Origin of the sequence: Acetobacter oeni, assembly GCF_011516825.1 — a bacterium.
Taxonomy (GTDB): domain Bacteria; phylum Pseudomonadota; class Alphaproteobacteria; order Acetobacterales; family Acetobacteraceae; genus Acetobacter; species Acetobacter oeni.
This window is the reverse complement of sequence record NZ_WOTA01000051.1, coordinates 1-12,974: the sequence shown is the minus strand read 5'-3', so window position 1 is coordinate 12,974 and position 12,974 is coordinate 1. Positions and strand designations below refer to the sequence as shown.

At 59.7% G+C, this 12,974-nt stretch carries 7 protein-coding genes and 1 pseudogene; 4 read left to right on the top strand and 4 right to left on the bottom strand.

The features are described from left to right. Positions 1-106: 106 nt before the first annotated feature. The 3 genes from GOB90_RS17780 to gluP form a co-directional block, all read right to left on the bottom strand. On the bottom strand, positions 107-928 hold the full coding sequence (locus tag GOB90_RS17780; RefSeq protein ID WP_146892727.1) for a DeoR/GlpR family DNA-binding transcription regulator: 822 nt from the start codon (positions 926-928) through the stop codon (positions 107-109). 187 nt (positions 929-1,115) lie between these two features. Then, positions 1,116-2,291, bottom strand: coding sequence for a Gfo/Idh/MocA family protein (locus tag GOB90_RS17775; protein ID WP_146892725.1), 1,176 nt, complete (start codon positions 2,289-2,291; stop codon positions 1,116-1,118). Between the two features lie 27 nt (positions 2,292-2,318). Next, positions 2,319-3,677 (bottom strand): glucose/galactose MFS transporter, encoded by a 1,359-nt coding sequence (gene gluP / locus GOB90_RS17770; RefSeq protein ID WP_206752487.1) that lies wholly within the window; start codon positions 3,675-3,677, stop codon positions 2,319-2,321. 631 nt (positions 3,678-4,308) lie between these two features. Between gluP and GOB90_RS17765 the strand changes: the two genes are divergently transcribed. The 4 genes from GOB90_RS17765 to GOB90_RS17750 all read left to right on the top strand — a co-directional run bounded on the left by GOB90_RS17765 (position 4,309) and on the right by GOB90_RS17750 (position 12,229). Then, positions 4,309-6,759, top strand: coding sequence for a TonB-dependent receptor (locus GOB90_RS17765; protein WP_173572191.1), 2,451 nt, complete (start codon positions 4,309-4,311; stop codon positions 6,757-6,759). After that, positions 6,760-8,997, top strand: a complete 2,238-nt coding sequence (locus tag GOB90_RS17760) for an alpha-N-acetylglucosaminidase (RefSeq protein WP_146892718.1) — start codon at positions 6,760-6,762, stop codon at positions 8,995-8,997. It abuts the gene before it with no gap. 37 nt (positions 8,998-9,034) lie between these two features. Then, a complete protein-coding gene (locus tag GOB90_RS17755; RefSeq protein ID WP_146892716.1) occupies positions 9,035-10,930 on the top strand; it encodes an alpha-galactosidase in 1,896 nt (631 codons plus the stop codon). A gap of 219 nt (positions 10,931-11,149) precedes the next feature. Next, positions 11,150-12,229: an IS5 family transposase gene (locus GOB90_RS17750; RefSeq protein WP_146892714.1), complete on the top strand. Its 1,080-nt coding sequence runs from the start codon at positions 11,150-11,152 to the stop codon at positions 12,227-12,229. Between the two features lie 131 nt (positions 12,230-12,360). Here the strand turns inward: GOB90_RS17750 and GOB90_RS17745 are convergent. Beyond that, a pseudogene (locus GOB90_RS17745) lies at positions 12,361-12,974 on the bottom strand (ATP-dependent DNA helicase); the annotation flags it as partial.

The following is a 12,974-nucleotide window of genomic DNA, read 5'->3' as shown; positions in this document are numbered from 1 at the left end:
ATAAGCCTCCGCCGGAGCGCGGGACGGAAGCCGGATCCATGTCACCCTCCACAGACTGAGCAGCATGAAAAAGGCCCGGAACGCAGCCCTGGAGTCCCCCGGTGCGTCAGTCGTTACCCACTCCACCTGTCACCGGAATCCCGCCAGACACTGGCCCGCTTTCCAGCGCGGCGAGCGAGCACTGCACATTGAGCTGCACCAGACGGGTCAGCCAGTCCTCGTCGAGACAGGAATCCGTGAACAGATGCGTGATCTGCGTCAGCTGCCCCACCCTGTACGTCGCATGATTCCCAAACTTGCTGCTGTCAACAAGAAGAAATCTCTCAGATGCCCGCGCCAGCATCGCCGAATTGAGCCGCGCTTCATCAATGTCCGGCGTCGCGATCGTGTCGTCCGGCTGCACCGCGCTGGCCCCCAGAAAAAGCTGGTCAAACCACAACCCGTCAATCACCTGCTCCGACAACGGCCCGACAACGCTGCGGTTGGCTGCCCGGATGCGCCCGCCAAGCAGAACTGTCTGAACGCAGTCCAGATCGATCAGAGCGTCCACCACGCCAAGATTATTGGAGAAGACAGTCAGCGGTATCGGTTCAAGATGAATACGATGCGCAAGTTGCAGCACCGTCGTCCCCGCATCCAGAAAAATCGCCGAATTCGGATGCAACCGCCCATAAGCCTCATCGGCAATGGCCCGCTTCGCCTCCAGCCCCTGACTCTCGCGGGTCTCGAACGCAATCTCCATGCCGACGGAACTGGCGATCGCAGCGCCGCCATGCGTGCGCACAATGACGCCCTGCTCTTCCAGACGCTGAAGATCCCGGCGAATGGTGGCCAGCGAGGCCTCAACCTTCTCCGCCAGTTCATGAACGCCCGTCATCCCGTTCAGATAGAGATAACGCCGAATCTGTGTCAGGCGATCAGAAGCCAAAATGTCATTCTCCGGACTGACGAAAAATCCGCAGGCTACTCAACCGAACCGCACGGATATGGCGGCGGGAACCTACAGGCCGCCCACAATCCGGTCAAACCGCCCGGAATCAACGCGCATGACGGAAAGACGCGGCACAGGCCCCTTCACGGCCAGCCCCCGCCGGAATATCGCGTCAGAACTCCCCTCAGCCCACCCCGTCCCGCACCGTCGCGCGGCCGAGCGCATTGTCGAACGCGATCCAGTGATCCGCCAGTTCAATCACGCTCCGCGTCCGGCGCGCCTGTTCAATCATGTAAACCAGCAGTCCGACCTCAAGTGCGTCAATTGCCGAAACCGGAAGCGGACGCCCGTCCAGAACATGGTCATACACATCCGCCGCCATCTGCTCATCCGCGCCATAATGCAGCGACAACGCCGTACTGCGCGGAAAGCGACTGTCCACAAGACACTCGCTCGTCCGCGCGTCATGAACCTTCATGAACCCGCGAATGAAGTCGCCCTCCGCCATCCCCCTGGCGCCGACAATACAGAACCGCCTGAACTGATCGGCGACGTTGCTGTTCGCATGAAACGCCAGAGAAGCGCCGTTTTCATACTCAATGAGCGCCGTCTGACTGTCCACGATGTCGGCGTCGCTCTCAAAGACCTCGTCCGTTCCCAGCCAGCCGCTCGGCTTGCGGAAATAAACCTCCGTGTCGTTGGCGCCCCAGTTCTCAGGCCTGTTCTCCGGGATGAAGCTGCGCCTCCCCCCGAAACTCGCCACCCGCGCCGGCCTAGCGCCCACAACACTGTTGTAGAGATCAAGGTCATGACAGCATTTTTCCAGCATGAAACCGCCGGAATACTGCGTGTAACGACGCCAGTCCCGCATGAAAAACGCCCCGTGAAACGGCGCGATATGTTCCGCCGCCTCAATAGACGCGATCGGCCCCAGCATATTGTCCGCCTGCACCCGCTTCAGCGCCTGATAAAGAGGCGCATACCGCATCACGAAACCAACCATCAGCTGATCCGATGGAAAATCCGACAGCAGACGCGCCAGAGCAAGAGTCTGCTCCAGATCGACCACCACAGGCTTTTCACTGAAAATCTTCATGCCATGCTCAAGACCGATCCGGATATGCTCCAGATGAAACACATTCGGCGACCCGACCATCAGCAGATCCAGCCGGGCGGTTTCCAGCATCCCTTCAAGACTGTCATAGCGCGTTCCCGGAGACACGCCGCGCTGAGCCATGTAAGCAAGTCCCGCCGAATCCGGATCGACATACCCCACAACCTCGAAATCGGGCCGGACCACGCTGAAAACATGCGCCAGATAACCAAGCCTGAAACCAAGCCCTACGATGCCAACTTTCATGGCGCCAGTTTTCCTTTTTTCGAGAGATTATGTTTCGTCACGCGAACCCCGTCCCCGGAACGCCCGTCGACTGGCCACGCCCACCCTCTGGCTTCCCCTGACGGCTGCGGAGGACGCCTTCCGGACCGGAAGATCGTCGCGCTCCCTCCCGCAGAGAATGAGATAAGCAAAGATCAGAAAATATGAAGGCAGAACAACCGTCAGAAAGGAGACTCTGAAGCTCAGAAATGACGCAAGCCAGATAAACAGCTTCGGAAGAACCGCCCCGCCGCTGACCGCCATGACCGCAACCGCCGTACCCTGAAGCGTCCGCGCGCCCAGCCCGCGGATCGCCAGCGGATAAAGAATCGGCCACATCATCGCGTCGCAGAAGCCAAGCCCGCCCATGAACAGAACTGATTTCATGCCCGATGAGAAAGAAGCCGCAACCGTCAGGCCCATTCCAAGAACACAGACAGACGCCAGATAGGCCCGCTGCGACAGAACCTGCGGAATGAACGCCATGCCGCCGCAATACCCCGCAACCATCGCAACAAAGGTCAGGGAGGAAAAGAACTTGGTGGCATCCGGCGGCAATCCGAGACGGTCGCCGTAAGTCCCGATCGCGTCCCCCGCGATCGCCTCCACCCCGACATAGAGAAACAGGCATCCCGTCCCCAGCCAGAACGTGCGCCCGAACCGTATTCGCCCGCCTTTCGCCGCCGGCGTGAGCGGAACGGGATGAGACAGCTGTGGCAACGGTGCCACGCTCACAACAACCGCCAGCAGGAGCAGGATAACAGCGAGAAAGACATAAGGCGCCACGATCTGTCCGGCGAATCCCGCGCGCAAAGCGTCCCGCATCCGGGAATCCGGCGCGGCGGAGATAGACGCCGACAACGCGCCCAGCGAGCGAAGCGCCGTCGCGCCGAACATCAGCGGCGCCACCACGCCGGCCGCCTTGTTGAAAAGTCCCATAATGGCGATGCGCCGGGACGCCGTGCCCAGCCCCCCCAGAAGCGCCACATACGGATTGATAGCGAGCCCGAGAAGCGTGACGCCAAGCGCCAGCAAAAACAACGAGCCAAGCGCGGCGCCAAACGCAAGGAAGTCCGCCGAAACAGCGAAGCACGCCGCCCCCGCAGCCATCAGCACCAGCCCAAGACTCATCCCGCGCACGGAGCCGATCTTGTCCGCCAGAACACCCAGTGGAAGCGCGCCAAGAAAATGCGCGGCGTAAAAGACAGATGGGATCAGAAAAGCGTCATTATCATCAAGTGAAAACGCAATACGGGCAAAAGCCACCAACGGCCCGTTAAGCCATGTCATCACACCAATGAAGAAGAACAGCACGCCCGAAAGGACAAGCACGAAACCCGGCGTCCGCAGTTCGCTCGCGGTGGTCATCGCGCCGCCCTCACTGCATTCCGGTCGAAATAACTGACAGGAGCGAACACCCTTGGAAGCCTCCATCGGTCTCTTCCGGATCATGCTGCGTGATTGCAATCATATGCAAGCCAAATAATGCAGTGTTATGATCGTTGTCCTATCGAATCGGATTAGAAGACTTAATTTTCAAGCCCGTTTCGTCGCCCCGATTCCTATTGCTAGCTCCAGCGTGCCCCGTGCCCGACAGCGACGCTGACTTAAAACCTGAAACGTCCGTGTTCGGCGCCATAAAATCATCAGGTGACGGTGACAGCCAGAGAAATCACTACCATCCGCCGCGTCCTACCCGTGCCGCACGTGTCTCTCGCCACACGGCGCAGAAGATCTCCCCCTTCCGGACACCGCACTCTTTCGTATGAGCTCCCCTCCGTGCCGTTCAGAAGCCATAACGGAAATTCGCAGCACTAAACTGGCAGCGGAATCTCCGGGAAAATCACCCACATAGTCAGAAATGATCGTTTTTGACTATTTTCTGGTTGCATTTCGATCATTTCTGACGCCAAACTCCTTCCGGAAACACAACGAAAGTATGGTTCCATCCGGTTCCGGTTGTCGTCCGCCTGAATGGCCGCGTCATGGAGTAGCGCTCTTGAAGCTTCAGAGAAAAGCAATTGTCCTTTGTTGCACAGCACTTGTAGCGACTGGCGGCAAACCCTCATCCTCACGGGCGCGGACGCCCTCCGCACATAAGCCTGTGCATCACACCGCTGCCAGAGGCGCCGGCACAACGGCGACCACACAGGCGACAGTCTCCGGTGCGACAACCGCAGCCGCGAAAACGCCTCGCCGCACCGGCGTCGACGCCTCCGGCGAAGTCGAATCGGTGACCGTACACGCCGCCGGCGTCGCGTCCGCCACCGGCGTTACCAACACCACGCCCGGCGGTGGCCTCATGCCCCCGCAAACCGTCGCCCGCTCCCAGAGCGGAATGACGCGCGACTATATCGCAAAGCAAAGTCCGGCCGTGTCTCCAAGCGTGATGTTGTCCGCCCTTCCTGGTGTTGTCGGGGGCGCCTCTGATCCCTATGGCGGGTCCGCTCATGACGGTCTCACGGTTCGCGGTCTGACGCAGGGCGAAATCGGCTACGTCATGCAGGGAATCCCTCTGGGTGACCCCGTCAATCCGAACATCTTCAGTGCAGACATGGTCGATAACGAAAACATCGGCGCCATGACACTCACACAGGGAAGCAGCGATATCTGGGCACCGTTCTACAGCGCCGTCGGCGGTCAGGTGACGATCGACACCGTCATGCCGGGCTCCACAATGGGCGGATTACTCGATCTTTCCTATGGCAACAACAACATGCGCCGCGAGTTTCTCCGTCTGGACAGCGGCGAAATCGGCCATAGCGGCATCAAAGCCTTCGCGTCCTATTCAAACAATCATTACGATCAGTGGAGGGGCCTCGGCGGCGTCGACAGACACCATGTCGATTTCAAAGCCGTCAACGAATGGGGCGACGATAACCACGTCTGGGCGAATTTCGGCTGGAATCATCAGTCCGGCCAGTCCCTGCGTTACCCTACGATGGCCCAGTACGAGGAATACGGCAATCACTATAACTGGGACGCAAACTATACACCAGGCGACACCAACTACCGGAAGTTTCATACTCAGACACGAACGGACACACTCGCAAGCATTCAGGCGCACCTGAATCTGCACCACGGCATGACGCTGGACATCACGCCTTACTACATCGCTGACGCTGCCTTCTATAACGGAGGAGAAAACCTCAGTAACGAAGGCAGTTATCTCGGCAACCAGCAACTCGGGAATCTGAATCTCCCGTGGCAGACAAACGGCGTGACGACAGCCATGAGCTTCGACCATGAAAGTGAGTCCACAGGCGGAATCACGACGGCGTTCACTTGGAAAACCGGACACAATACACTGACGTTAGGCAACTGGTACGCCTACCTGCAACACTCGGAACTGGAATCCTTCACGCCAGCGGATTATTCAGGGAGTGTCTCAAATTCCTTCGGGAAATACCCGATCATCGTTGGCGGAAAAGTCCTCACAGGATATGACATCAATTTCAAACAGCAGACCAATGCGCTTTTTATCAACGACAAATACTCCGCGCTGAACGATAAGCTTATTCTGAACGCCGGCTTCCGTGAGGTCATGGTCTATCGTGTCGCGACTAATGAAATTCCCGGCGAGAACTACATGAACGGCGGCAGTTACGCCGAGCCACTACCTCAGTTTTCCGCCACCTACTTCATCACGAAGAATGATCAGCTCTACGTCAACGGAACCACCTCATTCCGTGCGCCAGGATCGGAAGAAATCTATGTCGATCTATGGGACCCCAACGGGCATGGCGTTCCGACTGAGCAACGCCGGACAGAGCAGAAGTCTGAATTCGCGATCGGCGAAGAAGTAGGCTTCCGCCACAAAGGACTGGTCAGCTTCTCCCTTGCGCTGTTCAATTATAACCTCGTCCATCATCAGGTGAACTCGTCAAATTATATCGGAACCCAGCTGGTGACGCAGCCCATCGACATGGGCGGCGAAACGATCCGCGGCCTTCAGGCCGAAGTCGGCCTGCGCCCCTGGCATCATTTCAGTCCCTACATTGCCTTCCAGTACCTGCACACCACCATCGACAACAACTACATGGTTGGAGGCTACGCCCTCCCGACCGCCGGGAAAACAATGGTGATGAGCCCGACCCTCAGCGGGTCCGCCGGAATCAACTACGATGACGGGCACATCTTCGGGAATCTGTTCGCCAGCTGGGCCGGCAAGCAATACTCCACTTTCATGAACGACGAATCCATCCCCGCCTACGTCGTCGGCAATCTGACTGCGGGCTACCGCTTCAACAATGTCGGGTTCATGAAACATCCTCAGATCCAGATCAACGTCAGCAACTTCGCCAATAACCACTACCTCTCCGGCGTGTATGGATATTCAGCGAACGCTCACGCCGTCAACGTCGGTGGTCACACCATCGCCGGAAGCGCCCCGAGCTACTATATTGGGTCCACCCCGGCGGTCATCTGTTCCGTCACGACGGGGTTCTGAATGATGCCAGAGACGATCTTTCCCGTCCGCCGAAGAAACTTTTCACTCAAACGCACATTGATGATGATGCTGGCGCTCGGCTCAACCCCGATCGCCGGTGCCCACGCCGACGATGTCGGCGCGGCCCGGGACGTCGTCGCCAGACTACTTCCCGATCACGCCAGGCAGATCTCTCTGGAACTCATGACAAAAGGCGCGGGGCCGGAACAGTTCCGCGTCACCGGACATGAAGGCGCCATCCACGTCAGCGGCACAAGCGACAGCGCGCTGCTGTTCGGGGTGAACTGGTATCTCAAACATGTCGCCCATGCCACGATCTCACCCAACGAAGTCACCCCGCCATCAGCAAAGCTGCTGCCCGCGCCGGCGCAACCGATGGAAGGCGCAGCGACGCTCCCCTGGCGCTACGCCCTGAACGAGAACACCGACGGCTACACCTCGCCATACTGGAACTGGCCGCGCTGGCGCCACGAAATCGACGTGTACGCCATGAACGGGCTGAACACCCTGCTGATCGAACGCGGAACCGACGCTGTCCTCTACCGCACCTTCCTCCGACTGGGCTATACAGACCAGCATATCCGCTCATGGCTGAGCGCGCCCGCCCATATCAACTGGCAACTCATGGCCAATATGTGCTGCTATGGCGGTCCACTCCCGCTTGATATGATTGAAAAACGCGCGGAGTCCGCACGCCAGATTATCGACAGCCTTCACGCCCTCGGTATGAAGCCGGTCCTGCCAGGTTTCTACGGCATGGTACCGGACGATTTCGGCAAACGATTTCCTGCCGCCCACGTCATAAGGCAGGGAGAGTGGAACCGTTTCACACGTCCGGCCTGGCTGGACCCGCGTGACCCGCTCTTCGCAAAAGTCGCCTCTATATACTACGACGAACAGAAAAAAATGTTCGGAAATGCCCCTGTCTACGACATCCAGCCATTCCAGGAAGGCGGCAGCGCGGGCGACGTGCCGATCGCCGAAGCCGGACGCGGCATTCAGACGGCGCTCGACGCCGCCCACCCCGGCGCCCTCTGGATGATGATGGCGTGGTACAAGGAGCCCGACCAGGCCATGCTGGCCGGCGTCGACAGAAGCCGGTTGTTCATCGTCGATCTGGAGCAGAACACCCGCCGCCGCGACGACCGCGCGCGCGACTTCCTCGGCGCCCCCTTCCTCTACGGTGGCCTGTGGGATTTCGGCGGACGCACTTCGCTCGGCGGTCCATCCTACGAATACGGCGTCCGTCTTCCCGAGCTGTGGAAAACACAGAAAACCATGATCGGGACAGCCATCTTCCCCGAAGGTATGGATAATAACCCGTATATTTTCGACCTGTTCACCGAAGCCGCATGGCGCACGGAAAGCATCGATCTGCCAGCCTGGACACAGGATTACGCAGACCGCCGATACGGGCAGCCCGGAGACCCGCACGCCCGCAAGGCCTGGAGCCTCCTGCTTGCCAGCGCCTTCTCCTATCAGGCTACCGGCATCAACGACTACGGCGAAACCAGCGCCGCGCCCGACTCCCTGTTCAATGCCCAACCCTCGCTCGACACACGCTCCGCTGCATGGAACGGCATGAAAATCATCCCCTACAAACCCGAAATTCTCGAACAGGCCATGGACGAACTCCGTCAGTCGTCACAGGAAATCCGGGCGACGCCCGCATGGCGATACGACATGGTGGACGTCACGCGCCAGGCCGTCGCCAACCGCGCCCGCGCCCTCCTCCCGGAAATCAAAGACGCCTTCGAAGCGCACGACCTCAAAACGCTGCACGCCCTCACCACGGAATGGCTGGACCTGATGGACCGCCAGGACAAACTCCTGTCGACAAATTCGTCGTTTCTCGTCGGAACATGGCTCAAATGGCCCCGCTCGTGGAGCGACGACGCCGCCACACGCGCCCTCACGGATTATGACGCGCGCGTGATCCTGACCAACTGGGGCGGCCGCACGGCAAGCCAGGTCGGCCATCTGCGCGACTACGCCAATAAAGACTGGGCCGGCCTCACCCGCGACTATTACATGAAACGCTGGACCCTGTTTTTCGACAGTCTCGAAACGTCGCTGAAATCAGGAAAACCACCCAGCCCGATCGATTGGTACGCCGTGGGCGAGGACTGGTGCCGGAACGGAAAAACCTATCCCGACACCCCCTCCAGCGACACCTACGCCGAGGCGACCAACATAGCTGCCCACCTCCGCGATCACCCGGTTTCCGCGCAACCCTGATCCCATCCGCACAGACCCTGCTCCGGAGACCGCCAGAATGAGAAAGCAGCGACAACACCGCAAAGGATTCCGAACAGAGAGTCGGCCAGAAAGCCGACGACCAGTCCTGCGGTCAACGCTGCTCGCGGCCGCTGCCCTCGCAGCCGCCGCGGTGCCCCCCATCGTGGCCCGCGCCGACGAAATCGCCGCCAGCAGTACAACGCCGCTCGCCGCGACGCCCCCCATGGGATTCAACAACTGGGCGCGATTCACCTGCGTCCCCCAGGCCCCGCCCGGCGGCGGCGATGCACGCCATTACAGCTTCCAGACCTTCATGACGGACCAGGGCAGGGCGATGACCGCGTCCGGCCTCGCAAAAGCCGGATACCGGACCCTCGTAACCGATGATTGCTGGATGGAGCGCAGGCCCGACGGAAATCTGCACGGCGCCTCCCACTGGACCTCGCCCCGCCATCATGGTGGCGAGCAGCCCGGCTTCGACGACGACCTGACCGCTTATGTGGCCACCCTGCATCGGATGGGGCTTCTCGCCGGACTCTACAACACCTCCGGCTATTTGACCTGCGAATACGTGCCGTCCGGAGAAGCCGGCCATCAGACTCAGGATGCCCGGAAATTTGCCCGCTGGGGCGTCGATTTTCTAAAACTTGATAATTGCGGCGCTCCCGAGACCAGTCTCCCTGGCCTGTTCCGTGCCATGGGCGACGCCCTCGGCGCCGCCACCGCAGGCTCCGCCCGCAAAATCCTGTTCGACGAATCCGCTCCCGCCGAATTCGCCCCCTCCGACCCGCTCAAATACGAGTCCATGTCCTGGGTGCGCGGGCTCGGCCAGATGTGGCGAACCGGCCCCGACGTTGCCACAACGCGGATCGGTGATAACGGTCGCCCCCTGGATGATCCATGGCTCGTGACGGACCCCGCCCGCGCCGGTCTCGACGGCGTCTACCAGAGCTTCACCGACACGGTTGCGCTGTCCCGCTACGTCTCGCCCGGAAACTGGAACGATGCCGACCAGTTACTCATCGGTGATGACGGACTCACCAGCGCTGAAGAGCGTAGTCAGATGGCGCTCTGGTCCCTCATGGGCGCCCCTCTCCTCGTCAGCGCTGACCTCCGGCTGATGGCGCGCGACGCCTCAGACCCGCATTACGCACAGTCACTGGCTATTCTGAAAAATTCTGGCATGATCGCCATCGATCAGGATCCCCTCGGGGCCGGCGGCCGGCTCGTGCTCCGAGACAATCCCGCCGACGATGCCGGCATGGATGTCGTCCTCAAACCTCTGGCCGACGGCGGCCTCGCCTTCCTCATCCTGAACAAGGATGACAAAACCGTCACCCGCACGTTCCCGCTTTCCCGACTGGGCGTGGAAGCAAAGCCCTGCTCCCTGGACCTCATCGATATCTGGACCGGCAAACCAGAGCGGATCGAAGCCTCCGGCACCCTCACCGTCACCCTGGCTGCCCACGACAACGCCGCCTGGCGCATCGCCCCCTCAGCCTGCCTCACCGTGAAACCACGAGGCCAGATCGCCATCGCTCAGTACGCGTTCAGCAAAGCACCATTCTGTCTCGACATCAGCAAGAATGGCCACATCGTCACAGCCGCCTGCTCAGCAGCCCCCACGCAGGACTGGACCCTCCCCGACACAAACGGACAGGAAGGACCAGTCCACAACGCTGCCTTCCCGGGCGAATGCCTGAACCTCGATCAGAGAACGGGCCGTGTCGGCCTCAGCGCCTGTCACACAGGCGTCCCGTCGCAAACCTTCCGCTATCACCGCGACGGAATGCTGACGGCAGCTGGCGAATGCCTGGACGTCGGCGGCGGCGGCATCGCCAGTCCCGGCGAGCGGCTGATGGGCGCGAAATGTATCCCGTGGCGTGCCTCGCAGACATTCTCCGCGCCGCATCTGGGCGCCCCGCCTGTCTGAAAAGAACAGACAGGAAAAAGATCGGGATGAAAAGGCCGGCCATTCCTTCCGGGCGCCGGCAGACCCCGGTCCTCCGTTAAAAATCACTGACCAGCACCTGACGGCTGACTGAAGAAACCTGTGCGCGGGTGTGTGACATTTGGAGGGTTCGAAAAACCACTTGGTTTTGATGGATTTTATGTGATTCCATCTCTTATCTTGTGACGAGGAATGGATGGCATGAAGCAGCCCGGTTTCTTTGACGTTGAAGAACGGCTTTCCCGGTTGAGTGGGCCTGGTGACCAACTTGAGGCGTTTTCCCGGACTGTGGATTTCGAAGTGTTCCGCCCTGACCTGGAGAAGGCTCTGTCCTATTCAGACGGGAGCAAAGGCGGACGTCCTCCGTTTGATCCAGTGCTGATGTTCAGGATCCTGGTGATCCAGACACTGAATAATCTCTCCGACGAGCGGACGGAATACCTGATCAATGATCGTCTCTCTTTCATGCGTTTCCCTGGTCTTGGCCTTTCGGGCCGCGTGCCGGATGCCAAAACGGTCTGGCTGTTTCGTGAGCGTCTGACCCAGGCGGGTGCGATTGAAAGGCTATTTGATCGCTTTGATGCCACTCTGCGCAACGCCGGGTATCTGCCGATGTCAGGTCAGATTCTGGACGCGACATTGGTGGCGGCTCCAAAACAGCGCAATACCAATGCTGAGAAAGAGGATATCCGGGCAGGACAGATTCCACAGGACTGGCAGGATAAGCCCTCAAAGCTGTCCCACAAGGACCGTCATGCGCGCTGGACGTTGAAGTTTACCAAAGCGAAGCGGCAGGAGAACGGGACGATCCCCTCAACAGATCTGGCCATCCCGTTCTTTGGCTACAAGTCGCATATTTCCATCGACCGGAAATTCCGGCTGATCCGCAAATGGAAGGCGACCGATGCAGCGGCCAGTGATGGCGCCAGACTACGCGAGGGCCTGCTGGATAAAACCAATATGGCATCAACAGTCTGGGCGGATACAGCCTACCGCTCAAAAGCCAATGAGGACTTCATGGAAAAGCATGGCTTTGTCTCGAAGGTTCACAGGAAAAAGCCGCATCTCAAGCCTATGCCACGACATATCCAGAGATCCAACGCAGGGAAGTCGGTGATCCGATCCCGCGTCGAGCATGTCTTTGCTGATCAGAAATCGCAGACAGGACTGTTCGTCCGAACCGTAGGCATAACGCGAGCTACCATGAGGGTCGGGCTGGCCAATATCGTCTATAATATGCGCCGCTTTCTCCTCCTGGAGCGGATTAACGCCGCCGCGTAGCAATCCAGAGCATGAAATCCTCGCTCTGCTCAAATCGCAGAGCGAAAATCAGGTTCAGGAACCAGCAATCAACACGCCAAAAACCTGAAATCAGGCAAAAGGGAAATCAATCAACGGTTCTTCGAACCCTCCAGCTGGTCACCCGGACAGAAGGTCCAGCCGAACCGCTCCACCCGCAATTCTCCGGGCGGGTTCAGTGCCTGCTGCAACTCCACATTCAGGGATCGCGCTCCCAGCCCTCCCCGGTTCATCGGACAGAGGACCTGCACGTCGCGGATCGGATCCAGCCCGAAGCGCGCGGGGATACGGTCCTTCACCATGGTCAGCAATTTGCGCAAACCGATCTCCGGATCCGCCGCCTCGACGAAATAGAAATCCGATCCTTCTGCCACCGTCAGCTCCGGCATCCTGCCTTCGTTGATGCGATGGGCATTGACGATGATCCGGCTTTTCGCCGCCTGACGGAACACTTCGGTCAGGCTCACCACGGGAATGGAATCGGAGCCAATGATGTCGGCCAGAACCTGCCCCGGCCCGACCGACGGCAACTGATCGACGTCACCCACGATCAGCAGGGCGGCACTGTCCGGCAACGCCCGCAACAGGGAACGCATCAGCAGCAATCGACCATGCTGGCTTCGTCCACCACCAGAAGATCACAGAACAGCGGGTTGGTCTCGTCGCGTTTGAAGGTTCCGGATGTGGGGTCGGTCTCCAGCAGACGGTGGATCGTCTTGCCTTCTAG

Bases quoted from the DNA above. Each gene is read 5' to 3' on its own strand.
- GOB90_RS17775 (WP_146892725.1), bottom strand. From the start codon at position 2,291: ATGAAAGTTGGCATCGTAGGGCTTGGTTTCAGGCTTGGTTATCTGGCG.
- gluP (WP_206752487.1), bottom strand. From the start codon at position 3,677: ATGACCACCGCGAGCGAACTGCGGACGCCGGGTTTCGTGCTTGTCCTT.
- GOB90_RS17760 (WP_146892718.1), top strand. From the start codon at position 6,760: ATGATGCCAGAGACGATCTTTCCCGTCCGCCGAAGAAACTTTTCACTC.
- GOB90_RS17755 (WP_146892716.1), top strand. From the start codon at position 9,035: ATGAGAAAGCAGCGACAACACCGCAAAGGATTCCGAACAGAGAGTCGG.
- GOB90_RS17750 (WP_146892714.1), top strand. From the start codon at position 11,150: ATGAAGCAGCCCGGTTTCTTTGACGTTGAAGAACGGCTTTCCCGGTTG.